Below are 16778 nucleotides of genomic sequence, written 5' to 3' on the forward strand. Positions count from 1 at the left end.
CGCAGGCCGGCCCCGCATTTTCAGTTTTGAACAGGCGCCGACGCGCCCCAATACATGAACAGCAACGACAGCTACGACGACAGCGACGCCACCCGGCTAGTCGGCCGGCCGGCCGCGGCGGCCATGGCGCCGGACCCGCAGGCAAGCGACCCGACACCGGCGCAACTGCAGGCGCTGGCCGGCATGAATCCACTGGTCGCATGCGCCAGCGCCTTGCTGGCGGCCGTGCCGCGCATCCGCGCCACGGTGGTCCACCCTGATCCGGGCGGACTGCGCGAAAGCCTGCTGCTGCAGATCGCGCAGTTCGAACGGGCGGCCCGCGCGCGCGGCGTCACGCCCGAGGCGATCATGGTGGCGCGCTACGCGCTGGCCACGACGATCGACGAAACCGTGGCCGGCACGCCGTGGGGCGGCAACGCCGACTGGGTCCAGCGCAGCCTGCTGGTGACGCTGCACCAGGAGGCCTGGGGCGGCGAGAAGTTCTACCAGTTGCTCAACAAGCTGGCCGAAGACCCGCGCCGCAATATCGACCTGCTCGAACTGCTGTACGTGTGCCTGTGTCTGGGCTTCGAAGGCCGCTTTCGCGTGCTCGATAACGGCCGCGCCCAGCTCGACGCCCTGCGCGAGCGCCTCGCCGACATGATTCGCACCCAGCGCGGACCGGTCGAGCCGGAGCTGAGCGCGCAGTGGCGTGGCGAGCGTACCGAGGTGGGCAAGTCCGGCACCATGGTGGCGCTGTGGGCCGGCGGCGCAGTGACCGCGCTGCTGCTGTTCGGCGTCTGGCTGTGGCTGTCCTTCTCGCTGAACCGCACTTCCGACGCGCTGGCTTTCGGCGCCCTTCAGGTCAACCATCCGGTGGCGCAGGTACGCGCGGCGCCGCCAAGCCAGCCGTTGTTGTCGCGCTTCCTGGCGCCCGAAATCGCCCAGGGGCTGGTGGAAGTGACCGACACCGCTGGCGAAAGCCGGGTGCTGTTGCGCGGGAACGACCTGTTCGAATCGGGCAGCGCGGCCATCCAGCCGGCGTTCGCCCCGATCGTCGAGCGGGTTGCCGCCGCCCTCAACTCCGTCGGCGGGCGCGTCACCGTGACCGGCCACACCGACGACCAGCCGATCCGCAGCGCGCGCTTCCCGTCGAACTGGAAGCTGTCGCAAGAGCGCGCCCAGTCGGTGCTGCGCCAGATGTCGACGGTGGTGAAGGATCCTGCGCGCATGAGCGCCGAAGGCCGCGCCGACCAGGAGCCGCTGCAGCCGAACGACTCCGAAGCGCACCGCGCGCGCAACCGCCGCGTCGAAATCATCCTGCGCCACGCAGGCGCCTGAGGGGGATCGCAGCCATGAAAAAGATCCTTACCCATCGCTGGTTCCTCGGCGGCCTCGGCGTGCTGGCGCTGGTGCTGCTGGTGCTGCTGGTCGGCGACCTGGTGGCGTTCGCCGATAACCGCCCGCTCGAAACGCGCCGCGCGCGCGTGATCGCCTCGCTGGTGCTGGTGGCCGCCTGGATTATCTACGAGGCGGCGCGCGTGCTGTTGCTGCGGCGCGCCAACCGCAAGATGCTCGACCAGATGGCGGCCGGCCCCGAGGACGAGGGCGAGCGGCGCTCGCGCGAGGAGCTGGCGCAGCTGCGCGAGCGCTTCGAGCAGGCCTCCGCGGTGCTCAGCAAGGTACGTTCCAATGGCGGTGGCGGTCGCCAGTACATGGTGCGCATGCCCTGGTATATGTTCATCGGCGCGCCGGGCTCCGGCAAGACCACGGCGCTGACCCGCTCCGGGCTGCGCTTCCCGCTGGCCGAAGGCGGCAACGTCGAGGCCATCAAGGGCGTGGGCGGCACCCGCAACTGCGACTGGTGGTTCACCGACGAAGCGGTGTTCCTCGACACCGCGGGACGCTACACGACGCAGGACAGCGAGCAGAAGGTCGACGCGGCGGCCTGGCAGGGATTCCTCGCGCTGCTGACCAAATTCCGCCCGGGCAGCCCACTCAACGGCGCGATCGTCACGCTGTCGCTGTCGGACCTGCTGACCCAGGACGAGGCGCAGCGCAACGCCTATGCAGCGGCCGTGCGCAGCCGCGTCGCCGAACTGTACGAGCGGCTCGGCACCCGCTTTCCGCTGTACCTGGTCGTCACCAAGGCCGACCTGCTGGCCGGCTTCTCCGAATACTTCGCCGACCTCGGTCAGGAGGAGCGCGCCCAGGTGTGGGGCGTGACCTTCCCCTACCGCGAAGCCGCCGTGGCCGGATTCAATTTTGCGCAAGCCTTCGACAGTGCCTTCGGCGGCCTGGAACGGCGCCTCAATGCGGGGCTGGCCGAACGCATGCAGGCCGAGCGCGATCCGCAGCGGCGCGCGGCGATCTTCGGCTTTCCGCAGCAGTTCAGTCTCGCCGGCCCGCTGGTCACGCAATTCATCGACCAGGCCTTCGAGTCGAGCCGCTTCGCCCAGCCGCCGCTGCTGCGCGGCGTGTACTTCACCAGCGGCACCCAGGAGGGCACGCCGCTCGACCGGGTGCTGGGCAGCCTGGCCCGGTCGCTCGGACTGGCGCGCAAGGTGCTGGCTCCCCCGGCGGCAAGCGGGAAAAGCTATTTCCTGATGCGCGTGCTGCGCGACGTGGTGTTCCCGGAGGCAGGCCTGGCCGGCTTCAACGCGCGCCGCGCGCAGCGGCGGCAGTGGATGGTGCGCGGCGGCCTGGCCGCGATGGCGCTGCTGACGGCCGGCCTGCTGGTCGCCTGGGGCGTCAGCTACAGCGGCAACGCCGCGCTGGTCAAGCAGGACGCCGCCCGCCTTGCGGTGGTGCAGGCCGAAGCGGCGGCGCTGCCCGCGCCGCGCGCCGACGACCTGGCGCAGGCGCTGCCGCTGCTGAACGACGCGCGCGAGCTGCCGTGGGCCTACGCCGAACGCGCGCGGCCGGTGCCGCTGTCGCTGACCTTCGGCCTCTTCCAGGGCGACAAGCTGGGCGAGCAGGCGATCGTCGCCTATCGCCGCCTGCTGCGCGACGCCCTTCTGGCGCGCGTGTCGCTGCGGCTGGAGCAGCAGATCAAAGAACCGCCGAACAACGAGATCCTGTACGAAGCGCTGAAAACCTACCTGATGCTGCACGACGACAAGCGGCTCGATCCGGAAGCGGTGGAAGCATGGGTGGTGGCCGACTGGGGACCGCGCCTGGGCCGCATCGAGGGGCGCGACAGCCGCGCAGACCTTGCCGGCCATATCCGCGCCGCGCTGGAGCGCCGTCCGCTGGAGCTGCCCGCGCCGCCGAACCAGGAGCTGGTGGCCTCGGCGCGCCGCCAGCTGGCCGCCAGTTCGCTGGCCGACCGCGTCTACAGCCGCATCAAGCTGCTCGGCACCGGCCCCGAGATCGCGCCGTTCCGGCTGTCCGAGGCGACCGGTCCGGCCGGCGCGCAGGTGCTGGCGCGTGCGTCCGGCGAGCCCTTGTCGGCGCCGTTCCCGGCCCTGTACACGCGCGACGGCTACCTGAAAAGCTTCAAGGCGCAAGCCGAAAAAGTGGCGGCGCAGATGGGCGCGGAGGAGCGGTGGGTGCTGGGCGACCAGGCCGCCACCGCCACGCCCGCCGCGCGCGCCGGCCTGGTGGCCGAAGTGAAGCGGCGCTATCTAGAGGACTATGCCCGTGAATGGGACAAGCTGCTGGCCGACATTCGCCTCAAGCCGTCGGGCGGCCTGGCCGACACCGTGCTGTATGCGCGTGTGCTGAGCGGGCCCGACTCGCCGCTGCGCAAGCTGGTGGCGGCGGTGGGCCAGGAGACCACGCTGGCCGCCGACAAGGGCGCCGCCGAGAAGGCCCAGGACGCGATTGCGGGCGCGGCGCGCAGCCAGGTCCTCGAATCGGCGCGCCGCGTGGTCGGCAGCGTGCTTGGCAGCGCGGCGCCGGCGATTGCGGCGCCCACCGCCGTGGCCGCGCCAGAACTGCGCGTCGACCAGCACTTCGAGCCGATCCGGCGCATGGCCGGCGCTCCGGTCGATGCGCTGCTGGCGCGCCTGGGCGACTTCTACCAAGAACTGAGCGCGCTCGAGAGCGGCCTGCGCGGCGGCAGTGCACCGGTGCAGGGCATCGCATCAGCTGAAAAACTCAAGGCCGACGCGGCCGGCCTGCCGCCGCCGCTGGCCGGCATCATCGGCTCGCTGCTGGTCAGCTCCAGCGGGCAGGCTGCCGCGGCCGGCGGCAAGACGCTCGAAGCGGGCGCGCAGGGAGCCTCGGCGTTCTGCGACAAGGCCGTCAGCGGGCGCTACCCATTCGTCAAGTCGGCCCAGGCCGAAGTGACCACCGAGGACTTCGCCGCGGTGTTCGCGCCGGGCGGGGACCTGGACAAGTACTTCCAGGCCAACCTGGCCAGCCAGGTCGACATGGCGGGCGCCAGCTGGCGCGCGCGGCCGGGCGCTCAAGGCGCCGCCACCATTTCGGCCGCCACCTTGCGCCAGTTCCAGAACGCCGACACGGTGCGCAAGGCTTTCTTCCGCGGCGGCCAGCCCGCTGCTTCGGCCGACCTGGTGCTGGTGGCGGCCGATGGCGGGGGCGCGGTATTCGACTACGACGGCGAGCAGACCAAGCTCGCGCCGGGGCAGGGCGCGATCCGCCTCAAGTGGCCGGCCCAACGTCCAGCCGCGCAAGCGAAACTGTCGCCGGCCGGCGGCGGCGCGCAGGTCGTCGGCGAAGGCAACTGGGCGCTGTTCCGGCTGTTCGACAAGGCGCAGCTCGAGCCGGGCGCGACGCCAGAGCGGCTGCGCCTGAACTACCAGGTCGACGGCAAGAAGCTGGTGCTGGAACTGCGCGCCAGCAGCGTACTCAATCCGTTCCGCTTGGGCGCGCTGGAGAGCTTCCAGTGCCCCGGCCGCAGGAAGGGGGCTTGATGAACGGGCTTCCCGGCTTTTACGGCAAGCTGCCGGCCCACGGCGACTTCGTGCAGCGGCGCTTGCCGTCTGAATTCGTGGCGCGCTGGGACCGCTGGCTGCAGGAATCGATGCTGGCTGCGCGCGCGGCGCTCGAACCGCATTGGACCGGCCACTACATGGCGGCGCCGGCTTGGCAGTTCGCGCTGGCGCCGGGATGCATCGACCAGCAGGGCTGGATCGGCCTGGTGCTGCCCAGCCGCGACCGGGTTGGCCGCCAGTTCCCGCTCACCATCGCGCTGGCGCAGGGCGTTCGCTTCGACCCGCTCGCTGCGCTGGTTGGCGCCGGGGCCTGGTTCGGCGCGCTGGAGCAGGTGGCGCGCCACGCGATCGCGCACGGGCTGGAACTGACCGATTTCGAAGCCGCTCTCGCCCGGCTTGGCCCGGCCCCGCAGGCGGCACCGCCGGACCTGGCGATGGAAGACGCCACCAAGCCGCTGCCGCTGGGCGGCGCCGCGCGGCCGCTGGCCTGGCGCATGAACAGTCCCGGCGATTATGGCCTGGTGCCCGGCGTGCTGGCCGCGCTGCGGCGCCCGGCCTGCGTGCTGGCGGGCGGCGCGCCGCGCACCGTGCTGGCGCTCGAACTGCTGCCCGAGCCGGAACTGGCGGTGGCGCTGTTCGACGACCAGTGGGCGGCGCACGGCTGGCGCTACGAAGACCACGACGCCACCCGAAAGCTGGCGCCGGCCGGCGCAATTGCCGCCGACCTGACCCGGCCTTTACCTGGCGACACCGGATGACAAGCGGGACGAACCTTTCACTCCAAACATTTGCCTCACACGGCTACATCACCGCAGGGAGCCTGAACCATGATGCCAACTGACGAATTGCGAAATGTCTCTAAAAGTCCGCCGGCGCGCTCGTGTTTTTCTTCGAAGACGAAGATGGAAATCTCCACCCGCACGTTGATGATTGCGATCGCGGCGACCGTGATGGAACGCTGCCGCCTGCTGGACAGCATCGCCATGGTCGACGCCGAAGTCGACGCCGACGAGCATCTGTCGGAACAAGTCATGGATATAGATCGCGCGCTCGGCGAACTAGCCGGCCCGTATAGCGAGGGCGTCATGCATGACGGCCTTTATCCAAACTATGAAACTCTGTTAGCCAGCACCACGGAATCCTGGCGTCTGCTGGAGGGCGAACGCCGCGACGCGCCCTCGAAAGGGAACGATCATGCGTGACACCACCATCGACGTCGAAGCACTGTTGCGTGAAGTCGAGGCGGACGCGCCCTGCGGGCCGAACCTTGAATACGACCCGGCCTTCCTCGAACTCGAACAGGAAGCCCAGGGCAAGCCCGAGGTGCAGTACGGCGCCACCGTGATGGCGCGCGTGCCGCCCGACTGGAAAGTGGTGCGGCGCCTCGCCGCCGGCCTGCTCGAACGCAGCCGCGACCTGCGGGTGATCGCACCGATGCTGCGCGCTGCGACGGCGCTCGAAGGCGTGGCCGGGCTGGCGTCCTGCATGCAGCTGCTGGCGCGCCTGCTCGAGGAGCGCTGGGACAGCGTCCATCCCCAGCTCGATCCGGACGACGGGATGGACCCGCTGTTGCGCATCAATTCGCTGGCCGCGCTGGTCGATGCGGGCACCGTGCTGCGCGAAGTGAAGGAGGCGCCGCTGCTGATGCTGCCGGGCCTCGGACCGTTCAGCCTGCGCGAACTGGAAATCGCCAACGGCGAAGTCGAACCGCCCGAAGGCCAGCAAAAGCTCAGCATGGCCTCGGTCGAAGCGGCGATACGCGACGTCGAACCAGAGCGCCTGGCCGCCGCGGGCAAGGCAATGCGGATCGCGCTCGACAGCGCGATCGAGATCGAAGCGCTGCTGGTGCGCCGGGTCGGCAGCTCGCAGGCCCTGAACCTGGAGCCGCTCACGCGCATGCTGCGGCGCGGCCGCGATTTCCTCGACGCGGCCAATCCGGCCGCGGCCCCCGCAGCCGATGCGCAGGACGGCGCCGCTCCCGCTGCGGCCAGCGCACCCGGTGCGCCGGCGCGCGCAGCCGCCATCAGCGGCGACATCGGTAGCCGCGACGACGTGCTGCGCATGCTCGACAAGATATGCAACTACTACCAGCAGCACGAGCCATCGAGCCCGGTGCCGCTGCTGCTGGCGCGCGCCAAACGGCTGGTGCCGAAAAATTTTTTTGAAATCCTGGAAGACCTGGCGCCGGATGGAATGGCGCAGCTGACGGCAGTCAGCGGACAGCGGGAATAAGGGGGGAGCAGTGAATGGGGCAGGCATCGTTGTTCAATCATGGAGGACACCATCGTGGGTAAAGAGAGCAGTCAGAAGTTCATTGCACGTAACCGGGCGCCGCGCGTGCAGATCGAATACGACGTCGAAGTCTACGGCGCCGAGAAGAAGGTCCAGCTGCCGTTCGTGATGGGCGTGCTGGCCGACCTGTCCGGCCAGCCGGCCGATCCGCTGGCGCCGGTGGCCGAGCGCAAATTCCTCGAGATCGACGTCGACAATTTCGACGAGCGGCTCAAGGCGATGAAGCCGCGCGTGGCCGTCCAGGTGCCGAACACGCTCACCGGCGAGGGCAACCTGTCGATCGACATGACGTTCGAAAGCATGGACGACTTCACGCCGGCGGCGGTGGCGCGCAAGGTCGATTCGCTCGGCAAGCTGCTCGACGCGCGCAGCCAGCTGTCGAACCTGATGACCTACATGGACGGCAAGACCGGCGCCGAGGACCTGATCGCGAAACTGCTGGCCGAACCCGCGCTGATGCAGGCGCTGACCGCGGCGCCGAAGCCGCAAGCGTAAGCCCGACCAACCATCACCGGAGAATCGACAATGGCTCAATCAGAAGCATTAATGCAGGAAGACGCCGGCACGCTCGAAGTGAGCGATTTCAGCAGCCTGCTCCAGAAGGAATTCAAGCCGCAGTCCGACAAGGCCAGGGAATCGGTCGAAGTGGCTGTGCGCACACTGGCCGAACAGGCGCTGGCCGGCGCCAACCTGGTGTCGGGCGACGTGCTGGCCACCATTTCCAGCCTGATCGCGCAGCTCGACAAGAAGCTCACCGAGCAGATCAACCTGATCATGCACTCGGAGCAGTTCCAGGCGGTGGAGGGCGCATGGCGCGGCCTGCACTACCTGGTCAACAACACCGAGACCGACGAGACGCTCAAGATCCGCGTCATGAACATCTCGAAGAACGATCTGGGCAAGACGCTCAAGAAGTACAAGGGCACGGCCTGGGACCAGAGCCCGATCTTCAAGAAGATGTACGAGGAGGAGTTCGGCCAGTTCGGCGGCGAGCCTTTCGGCGCCATCGTCGCCGACTACTACTTCGACAACAGCGCGCCCGATGTCGAGCTGTTGGCGTCGATGGCCAAGGTGGCCGCTTCCGCGCACGCGCCGTTCATCGCCGCGGCGGCGCCGTCGGTGATGCTGATGGAATCGTGGCAGGAACTGTCCAACCCGCGCGACCTGACCAAGATCTTCCAGACGCCGGAGCACGCCGCGTGGCGCTCGTTCCGCGAGTCCGAGGATTCGCGCTACGTCGGCCTGGCCATGCCGCGCTTCCTGGCGCGCCAGCCGTACGGCGCCCGCACCGATCCGGTCGAGGCGTTCGACTTCGAGGAAGACACCAGCGCGCCGGGCAGCACCGGCTACACCTGGGCCAACGCGGCCTACGCGATGGCGGTCAACATCAACCGCTCGTTCAAGGAATACGGCTGGTGCTCGCGCATCCGCGGAATCGAGTCGGGCGGCGCGGTCGAGGGATTGCCGGTGCACTCCTTCCCGACCGACGACGGCGGCGTGGCCATGCAGTGCCCGACCGAGATCGCCATTTCGGACCGGCGCGAAGCGGAGCTGGCGGCCAACGGCTTCATGCCGCTGGTGCACAAGAAGAACACCGACTTCGCCGCCTTCATCGGCGCGCAGTCGCTGCACAAGCCGGCCGAGTACGACGATCCGGACGCCACCGCCAACGCCAACCTGGCCGCGCGGCTGCCGTACCTGTTCGCCACCTGCCGCTTCGCGCACTACCTCAAGTGCATCGTGCGCGACAAGCTCGGCTCGTTCAAGGAGCGCGCGGAGATGGAGCGCTGGCTGACCAAATGGATCATGCAGTACGTCGACGGCGATCCGGCCAATTCGAGCGAGATCACCAAGGCCAAGAAACCGCTGGCGGCGGCCGAGGTGGTACTCGAGGAAGTAGAGGGCAACCCGGGGTACTACACCTCGAAGTTCTTCCTGCGGCCTCATTACCAGCTCGAAGGCCTGACGGTGTCGCTGCGCCTGGTGTCCAAGCTGCCATCGGCGAAGACCTGATCGTGTGTTGTTGTGCCGCGCGGACGGTTGCAGGTCCGCGTTCTCGAAGTACCAACCGAGGTCCGGCAAACCGGTTGCCGGCATTTACTGGAGAATAAAAATGGCATTAGATATGTTCATCAACATGGGCGCCAACATCAAAGGGGAATCGCGCGACAAGGTGCAGGGGCCGAAGGGCGACATCGACGTGCTGGCCTGGAGCTGGGGCATGAGCCAGTCCGGCAGCACCCACATGGGCGGTGGCGGCGGCGCCGGCAAGGCCAACTTCCAGGACCTGTCGTTCACCAAGTACATCGACGCCTCGTCGAGCGCGCTGATGGTGGCGCTGGCCAAGGGTTCGCACATCGACAAGGTGGAACTGCTGGTGCGCAAGGCCGGCGAAGGCCAGCAGAAGTACATCCACGTCACGCTCAAGGAAGTGATCGTGACGTCGGTGTCGACTGGCGGCAGTGGCGGCGAAGACCGCCTGACCGAGAACGTCACGCTCAACTTCGGCGAGGTCAAGTTCGACTACACGCCGCAGGACAGCAAGGGCACGGTCGCGGGCGACAAGACCTTCGCCTGGAACATCGCCGAGAACCACGCGGCCGGCTGATCGCGCCGGCCAGTACCAGCCGCGCCGCCGAGCCAGGCGGCGCGGCTTTTTCCGATTTTTTCAGCCGCCGGCGACGGCGTGGAGCCCGCGATGCATGCCCTACAGCTCGTACGTGATGGTAACCTCGGCGGCGCCCTCGGGGCGCTGCAGGACGCGGTACGCAAGAACGCGTCCAATCCCAAGGACAGGATCTTCCTGTTCCAGCTGCTCTCCGTGCTCGGCCAGTGGGACCGCGCCCTGACCCAGTTGAACGTGGTGGGCGAACTCGATGCAGGCGCCCTGCCGATGGTGCAGACCTATCGCGAGGCGATCCAGTGCGAAGCGCTGCGCCTGCAGATTTTTTCCGGCCAGCGCGCGCCGCTGGTGTTCGGCGAACCCCAGCCCTGGCTGGCGCTGCTGATCGACGCGCTGCGGCTCGATCGCGACGATCCGGGCCGCGCCGCCGCCGCACGCGCCCAGGCGCTCGAGGCCGCGCCCGCGTCGTCCGGCAGCATCGACGGCGAGCGTTTCGACTGGATCGCCGACGCCGACCAGCGCCTCGGCCCCGTGCTCGAAGCCGTCGTCAACGGACGCTATTTCTGGATTCCGTTCTGCCGCATCAGCCGGATCGAGATCGAGCCGCCGTCCGACCTGCGCGACACGGTGTGGACCGCGGCTTCGTTCACCTGGGCCAACGGCGCCCAGACCATGGGGCTGATCCCGACCCGCTACGCCGGCACGGTCGGGCAAGGCGACGACGCCCTGATGCTGGCGCGCCGCACCGAATGGCAGGACGGCGGCGCCGGCGTGGGCCAGCGCATGCTCGCGACCGACAGCGCCGACTATCCCCTGATGGATGTGCGCCTGGTGGAGATCGAACCGGCCGGCGAGGACGCGCAGCATGGCTGAATTGGCCCCGCGCGAGCGGCTGCAGCCCGCGCTACTCGACCGCCTGACCGACGACGAAGCCGACAAGTCGGTCGAATCGCGCGATCGCCGGGTGATGTCGGTGCGTTCGCTGCGCGAGGGCGTGCTGCGCGACCTGGCGTGGCTGCTCAACACCACCAACCTGTTTTCGGTGGTGGAGCGCCACGGCCTGCCGCACGTCGCCAACTCGGTCATCAACTACGGCATCCCGGACATCTCCGGCGTGTCGCTGGCTTCGATGAACGTGGGCGACCTGGAACGCAGCATCCGCCAGGCGATCTGGGATTTCGAGCCGCGCCTGATCCGTGCCTCGGTGTCGGTCAAGGCGGTGCCCAACGACAGCGTCAACAAGATCATGTTCGACATCGAGGCCGACCTGTGGGCCCAGCCCTATCCGGAGCGGCTGTACCTGAAGACGGAACTGGACGTCGACCTGGCCTGCATCCGGCTGGTCGACCAGGGGGCCTCGTGAGCAGCCCGCGCTTCCTGCGCTACTACAGCGCCGAACTGCAGCATCTGCGCGAAGTGGGCGGCGAGTTCGCCACCCAGTACCCGAAGATCGCCGGCCGCCTCGGGCTGGAAGGCTTCGAATGCGCCGACCCGTACGTTGAGCGCCTGCTGGAGGGGTTTAGTTTTCTGGCCGCGCGCGTGCAGATGAAGATCGATGCGGAATTCCCACGCTTTACCCAGCACTTGTCGGAGTTGGTCTATCCGCAGTTCCTGGCGCCCACGCCGTCGATGGCCGTAGTCCAGCTGCAGCCCGACCTGGCCAACCCCGCGCTGAAGGCCGGCTTTCGCGTGCCGCGCGGCAGCGCCATGCACAGCGTGCTGGGCAAGGAAGACGTCACCGCCTGCGAATACCGCACCGCGCACGAGCTGACCTTGTGGCCGGTCGAACTGGCCGAGGCCAAGTTCTTCACCCACAGCGGCGCTCTGGCCGGGGTCGACGCGACTTTGCCGCCCGGGGTCAAGGCGGGCCTGCGGCTGCGGCTGCGCACCGCCGGCGGCATCGCCTTCAATACGCTGGCGCTGGACCGCCTGTGCCTGAACCTGCGCGGCGGCGACGACCTGCCGGCGCGGGTCTACGAAAAGCTGCTGGGCGCGGTCGAAGGGGTGCTGGTGCTGCCCGGATCTCGCCCGGCGGCCTGGCACCGGCTGCTGCCCAAGTCGGCGCTGCAGCCGATCGGCTTCGACGAAGACCAGGCGCTGCTGCCCAGCGGCGCGCGCACCTTTCAGGGCTACCGGCTGCTGCAGGAATACTTCGCCTTCTCCGAGCGCTTCCTGTTCGTCGAGCTGGCCGGCCTGGCGCCGGCGCTGCGCTGCTGCGCCGAGTCCGAAGTCGACATCATCGTGCTGCTCAATCGCAGCGACGCCCAGCTCGAACAAGGCCTGGACGTGTCCAATTTCGCCCTCAACTGCACGCCCGCGATCAACCTGTTCAAGCGCCGCGCGGATCGCATCAACGTCTCCGGCGACCAGCTCGAATACCACGTCCTGGTCGATCGCACCCGGCCGATGGATTTCGAGGTCTACCAGGTCGACGACGTGACCGGCTACGGCGCCGGCCCCAACTCCGAACAGCCGTTTCGCGCCTTCTACACGGCAAAGGATATCGGCAGCCTGCACCAGGAGAAAGCCTTCTTCCAGCTGCGCCGAGAGAAGCGCACCACCTCGCAGCGGCAGCGCCTGGTCGGGCCGCGCTCATCCTACATCGGCAGCGAAGCGTTCATCTCGATCGTCGACGCGGCCGAGGCGCCGTACCGCGGCGACTTGCGCCAGCTCGGGCTGAACGTGTGGTGCACCAACCGCGACCTGCCCCTGTCGATGCCGCTCGGGATCGGCAAGACCGACTTCATCCTCGAGAACGGCGGGCCGGTACAGGCGGTGCGCGTGCTGGCCGGCCCGAGCCAGCCGTTTCCCTCGTTCGCCGAAGGCAGCGTGGCGTGGCGCCTGCTCAACCAGCTCTCGCTCAATCACCTGTCGCTGACCGATTCCGATCCCGACCAGGGCGCGCTGGCGCTACGCGAGATGCTGGCGCTGTACTGCCATCCGGCCGACGTCAACATGCAGCGCCAGGTCGAAGGCGTGCGCTCGATTTCCGCGGCGCCGGTCACGCGGCGCATGCCCACGCCCGGGCCGATCACCTTCGGGCGCGGCCTGCAGATCACGGTGACGATGGACGACGCCGCGTTCGAGGGCTCCGGCGCCTTCCTGCTAGGGGCTGTGCTGAACCGCTTTTTCGCGCAATACGTGTCCATCAACGCCTTCACCGAAACCGTGATCCGCAGCGTCGCGCGCGGCGAGATCATGCGCTGGCCGGCAAGGGGAGGCGCATGCGAGATCCTGTAGACGTCGAACGCCAGCTGGCCGAGCGAGCGCACAGGATGGACTTCTTCCAGGCGCTGCGCCTGCTGGAGAACGCCTATCCGCAGCAGCCTCGCATCGGCGCCTCGCTGCGTCCGCGCGACGACGCGGTGCGCTTCGGCCAGGATCCGTCGCTGTGCTTCCAGCCTGGCGAGCTGGCCCATTTCAAGCCGGCCCGCGGCGACGCGCGCGCGCGCCTGGCGGTGAATTTCTTCGGCCTGTTCGGCCCCAACGGGCCACTGCCGCTGCACCTGACCGAGTACGCGCGCGAGCGCGCCCGCAACGCCGCCGACCCGACCGTCGGCGCCTTCCTCGACATTTTCCACAACCGCATGCTGGCGCTGTTCTATCGCGCCCGCGCCGGCGCCGAGCCGGTCATCAGCCTCGATCGGCCCGACGGCGACCGCTTCTCGACCTACGTGGGCAGCCTGTTCGGCATCGGCGCGCCGGCGCTGCGCGAGCGCGACCGGATCGGCGACTTCGCCAAGCTGCACTTCGCCGGCCTGCTGGCCAGCCGCAAGCGCCCGGCCTCGGGCCTGGCCAGCATTCTAGGCGCCTACTTCCGCCAGCCGGTCACGGTGGAACAGTTTGTCGGCCACTGGATGCGGCTCCCGGGCGACGTCCAGAGCCGGATCGGCGCGCAGGATCGCGGCGGCCGGCTCGGCGTATCGGCCGTGCTGGGACGCCAGGTGTGGGACTGCCAGCACAAGTTTCGCATCGTGATCGGCCCGCTCGATTACGCCGAGTACAGCCGCCTGCTGCCGGGCGGGGAGAGCATGCAGCGGCTCGCCGCGTGGGTGGACAACTACGCGGGCATCGCACTGGACTGGGATGTGCGCCTGATCCTGAAACGGGAGCAGGTGCCGACAGCGCGCCTGGGCGGCGGCGCGCGGCTGGGCTGGACCAGCTGGCTGGGAAGCCGTCCAGCCCTGCGCACAGAAGGACAACTGGTAATTAAACCGAAAGCCCTCGCGGGCTAAAACATAAGGGGACGATGATGACCGAAATCAGTCGCGTGGCGTTATTTGGGAAACTCAATTCGCTGTGCTACCGCGCCATTGAAAGCAGCACGGTGTTCTGCAAGCTGCGCGGCAATCCCTACGTGGAGCTGGCGCACTGGGTCCATCAGATCCTGCAGCTTCAGGACTCCGACCTGCACCGCATCGTGCGCCACTTCGAGCTCGATCCGGCCGGCCTGGCGCGCGACATGACCGCCGCGCTGGACCGGCTGCCGCGCGGCGCCACGGCCGTTACTGACCTGTCGTCCCAACTGGAAGAGACGGTGGAGCGAGCCTGGGTCTATGGCACGCTGATGTTCGGCGAGTCGCAGATCCGCAGCGGCCATATCGTGGTCGGCATGTTCAAGACCGCCAACCTGCGCAATGCGCTGTACGCGATGAGCCGCCAGTTCGAGCGCATCAAGGCCGAGCAGCTGACCGAGCAATTCGCGCGCCTGGTCAGCGCTTCGCCGGAAAGCGCGCTCACCGCCACCGACGGGTTCCAGGCCGGTGGCGGCGCGGCGCCGGGCGAGGCGAGCGGCGCGATCGCCCCGGCCGCAATGGGCAAGCAGGAGGCGCTGAAAAAATTCACGGTGGACCTGACCGAGCAGGCCAGGAGCGGCAAGATGGATCCGATTGTCGGACGCGACGACGAGATCCGCCAGATGGTCGACATCCTGATGCGGCGGCGCCAGAACAACCCGATCATGGTGGGCGAGGCGGGCGTCGGCAAGACCGCGGTGGTCGAAGGCTTCGCCCAGCGCATCGCGCGCGGCGACGTGCCGCCTTCGCTCAAGGACGTGCAGCTGCTGGTGCTGGACGTCGGCCTTCTGCAGGCTGGCGCCAGCATGAAGGGCGAGTTCGAGCAGCGCCTGCGCTCGGTGATCGATGAAGTGCAGGCCAGCCAGAAGCCGATCATCCTGTTCATCGACGAGACCCACACGCTGGTCGGCGCCGGCGGCGCGGCCGGCACGGGCGACGCCGCCAACCTGCTCAAGCCTGCGCTGGCGCGCGGCACCTTGCGCACCATCGGCGCGACCACCTTCGCCGAGTACAAGAAGCACATCGAAAAGGATCCGGCCCTGACGCGCCGCTTCCAGATGGTGCAGGTCGATGAGCCGAGCGAGGAGCGCGCCATCCTGATGATGCGCGGCGTCGCCTCGACCATGGAAAAGCATCACAAGGTGCAGATCCTCGACGAGGCGCTGGAGGCGGCGGTGAAGCTGAGCCACCGCTACATCCCGGCGCGCCAGCTGCCCGACAAGTCGGTCAGCCTGATCGACACGGCCTGCGCGCGCGTGGCGGTCAGCCTGCACGCGACGCCTCCGGAGGTGGACGACAGCCGCAAGCGCATCGAGGCGCTCGAGACCGAGCTTGCCATCATCGGCCGCGAAGACGCGATCGGCATCGCTACCGGCAAGCGCGGGCTGGATGCGAGCGCGCTGCTGGAAGAGGAGCGCGCGCGCCTGGCGGCGCTGGAGCTGCGCTGGAACGGCGAGCGCGAACTGGTCGACCGCCTGCTGGCGCTGCGCGCTCGCCTGCGCGACGGCGGGCGCCCGGTGGAGGGCACTGGCAGCCGGCTCGAGGCCGCCGCCGCGAAGGAGGCGCCGGCGCCGGTCAACATGGCCGAGCGCGCCGACCTGATGGAAGAGCTGAAAGCGGTGCAGGACCAGCTGTGCGCGCTGCAGGGCGAGCATCCGCTGATCCTGCCGACGGTCGATTACCAGGCGGTGGCCGCGGTGGTGGGCGACTGGACCGGCATCCCGGTCGGGCGCATGGCACGCAACGAGATGGAGACCATCCTCAAGGTGGCGTCGCTGCTGGGCAAGCGGGTGATCGGCCAGGACCACGCGATGGAAATGATCGCCAAGCGCATCCAGACCTCGCGCGCGGGGCTGGACAACCCGAGCAAGCCAATCGGCGTGTTCATGCTGGCGGGGACCTCGGGCGTCGGCAAGACCGAGACCGCGCTGGCGCTGGCCGAAGCCCTGTACGGCGGCGAGCAGAACCTCATCACCATCAACATGAGCGAATACCAGGAGGCGCATACGGTGTCGACGCTGAAGGGCGCGCCGCCGGGCTATGTGGGCTACGGCGAAGGCGGCGTGCTGACCGAGGCGGTGCGCCGCAAGCCGTATTCGGTGGTTCTGCTCGACGAGGTCGAGAAGGCGCATCCGGACGTGCACGAGATGTTCTTCCAGGTGTTCGACAAGGGCTCGATGGAGGACGGCGAGGGCAGGTTCATCGACTTCAAGAACACCCTGATCATCTTGACTACCAACGCCGGGACCGACCTGATCGCTGGCCTGTGCAAGGATCCGGAGCTGATGCCCGACCCGGACGGCATGGCCAAGGCGCTGCGCGAACCGCTGCTGAAGGTGTTCCCGCCGGCGCTGCTGGGGCGCCTGGTGACGATCCCGTTCTATCCGCTGTCCGACGAGATGCTCGGCAAGATCGTCGTGCTGCAGCTGAACCGGATCAAGAAGCGCGTCGAGGCGCGCTACAAGATCCCGTTCGAGTACGGCGACGACGTGGTGAAGCTGGTGGTGTCGCGCTGCACCGAGGCCGAATCGGGCGGGCGCATGATCGACGCGATCCTGACCAACACCATGCTGCCCGATATCAGCCGCGAGTTCCTGACGCGAATGATGGATGGGCGCCAGGTGTCGGCGGTGCGGGTGTCGGCAGCGAACGGCGAGTTCGAATACGGGATCGAGTAGCAGTGACAGG

13 protein-coding genes are annotated in these 16778 nt (G+C 68.6%); all 13 read left to right on the forward strand.

Going from position 1 to position 16778, the window contains the following annotated elements; translation table 11 throughout:
* The first annotated feature begins 54 nt into the window (after positions 1-54).
* Positions 55-1320 (forward strand): DotU family type VI secretion system protein, encoded by a 1266-nt coding sequence (locus Q4S45_RS22585; protein WP_305507780.1) that lies wholly within the window; start codon positions 55-57, stop codon positions 1318-1320.
* A 14-nt stretch (positions 1321-1334) separates the two neighbouring features.
* A complete protein-coding gene (gene tssM, locus Q4S45_RS22590; protein ID WP_305507782.1) occupies positions 1335-4859 on the forward strand; it encodes a type VI secretion system membrane subunit TssM in 3525 nt (1174 codons plus the stop codon).
* A complete protein-coding gene (gene tagF, locus Q4S45_RS22595) occupies positions 4859-5638 on the forward strand; it encodes a type VI secretion system-associated protein TagF (RefSeq protein WP_305507784.1) in 780 nt (259 codons plus the stop codon). Before tssM ends, tagF begins: the two co-directional genes overlap by 1 nt.
* Positions 5639-5707: 69 nt before the next feature.
* Positions 5708-6082 (forward strand): hypothetical protein, encoded by a 375-nt coding sequence (locus Q4S45_RS22600; RefSeq protein WP_305507786.1) that lies wholly within the window; start codon positions 5708-5710, stop codon positions 6080-6082.
* Positions 6075-7112, forward strand: a complete 1038-nt coding sequence (gene tssA / locus Q4S45_RS22605; RefSeq protein ID WP_305507788.1) for a type VI secretion system protein TssA — start codon at positions 6075-6077, stop codon at positions 7110-7112. The genes Q4S45_RS22600 and tssA overlap by 8 nt, the downstream gene beginning before the upstream one ends.
* A 54-nt stretch (positions 7113-7166) precedes the next feature.
* A complete protein-coding gene (gene tssB / locus Q4S45_RS22610) occupies positions 7167-7667 on the forward strand; it encodes a type VI secretion system contractile sheath small subunit (RefSeq protein WP_305507790.1) in 501 nt (166 codons plus the stop codon).
* A gap of 30 nt (positions 7668-7697) precedes the next feature.
* Positions 7698-9185 (forward strand): type VI secretion system contractile sheath large subunit, encoded by a 1488-nt coding sequence (tssC, locus tag Q4S45_RS22615; RefSeq protein ID WP_305507792.1) that lies wholly within the window; start codon positions 7698-7700, stop codon positions 9183-9185.
* Positions 9186-9285: 100 nt separating this feature from the next.
* Complete coding sequence (locus Q4S45_RS22620) at positions 9286-9780, forward strand: type VI secretion system tube protein Hcp (protein WP_305507794.1); 495 nt, start codon at positions 9286-9288, stop codon at positions 9778-9780.
* Between the two features lie 90 nt (positions 9781-9870).
* Positions 9871-10668 carry a type VI secretion system accessory protein TagJ gene (locus Q4S45_RS22625; protein WP_305507796.1) on the forward strand — a complete coding sequence of 266 codons (798 nt, stop codon included), beginning with the start codon at positions 9871-9873 and terminating at the stop codon, positions 10666-10668.
* Complete coding sequence (tssE, locus tag Q4S45_RS22630) at positions 10661-11158, forward strand: type VI secretion system baseplate subunit TssE (protein WP_305507798.1); 498 nt, start codon at positions 10661-10663, stop codon at positions 11156-11158. Before Q4S45_RS22625 ends, tssE begins: the two co-directional genes overlap by 8 nt.
* Entirely contained in the window at positions 11155-13035 is a 1881-nt protein-coding gene (tssF, locus tag Q4S45_RS22635) for a type VI secretion system baseplate subunit TssF (protein ID WP_305507799.1), read from the forward strand. The genes tssE and tssF overlap by 4 nt, the downstream gene beginning before the upstream one ends.
* Entirely contained in the window at positions 13020-14030 is a 1011-nt protein-coding gene (gene tssG / locus Q4S45_RS22640) for a type VI secretion system baseplate subunit TssG (RefSeq protein ID WP_305507801.1), read from the forward strand. Before tssF ends, tssG begins: the two co-directional genes overlap by 16 nt.
* Before the next feature lie 17 nt (positions 14031-14047).
* Positions 14048-16768 carry a type VI secretion system ATPase TssH gene (tssH, locus tag Q4S45_RS22645; protein WP_305512176.1) on the forward strand — a complete coding sequence of 907 codons (2721 nt, stop codon included), beginning with the start codon at positions 14048-14050 and terminating at the stop codon, positions 16766-16768.
* The last annotated feature ends 10 nt before the right edge of the window (positions 16769-16778 follow it).

The sequence above is a fragment of the Massilia sp. R2A-15 genome (assembly GCF_030704305.1).
GTDB lineage: Bacteria > Pseudomonadota > Gammaproteobacteria > Burkholderiales > Burkholderiaceae_D > JAFCUW01.

Bases quoted from the DNA above. Each gene is read 5' to 3' on its own strand.
- Q4S45_RS22585 (WP_305507780.1), top strand. From the start codon at position 55: ATGAACAGCAACGACAGCTACGACGACAGCGACGCCACCCGGCTAGTC.
- tssM (WP_305507782.1), top strand. From the start codon at position 1,335: ATGAAAAAGATCCTTACCCATCGCTGGTTCCTCGGCGGCCTCGGCGTG.
- tagF (WP_305507784.1), top strand. From the start codon at position 4,859: ATGAACGGGCTTCCCGGCTTTTACGGCAAGCTGCCGGCCCACGGCGAC.
- Q4S45_RS22600 (WP_305507786.1), top strand. From the start codon at position 5,708: ATGATGCCAACTGACGAATTGCGAAATGTCTCTAAAAGTCCGCCGGCG.
- tssA (WP_305507788.1), top strand. From the start codon at position 6,075: ATGCGTGACACCACCATCGACGTCGAAGCACTGTTGCGTGAAGTCGAG.
- tssC (WP_305507792.1), top strand. From the start codon at position 7,698: ATGGCTCAATCAGAAGCATTAATGCAGGAAGACGCCGGCACGCTCGAA.
- Q4S45_RS22620 (WP_305507794.1), top strand. From the start codon at position 9,286: ATGGCATTAGATATGTTCATCAACATGGGCGCCAACATCAAAGGGGAA.
- Q4S45_RS22625 (WP_305507796.1), top strand. From the start codon at position 9,871: ATGCATGCCCTACAGCTCGTACGTGATGGTAACCTCGGCGGCGCCCTC.
- tssE (WP_305507798.1), top strand. From the start codon at position 10,661: ATGGCTGAATTGGCCCCGCGCGAGCGGCTGCAGCCCGCGCTACTCGAC.
- tssG (WP_305507801.1), top strand. From the start codon at position 13,020: ATGCGAGATCCTGTAGACGTCGAACGCCAGCTGGCCGAGCGAGCGCAC.
- tssH (WP_305512176.1), top strand. From the start codon at position 14,048: ATGACCGAAATCAGTCGCGTGGCGTTATTTGGGAAACTCAATTCGCTG.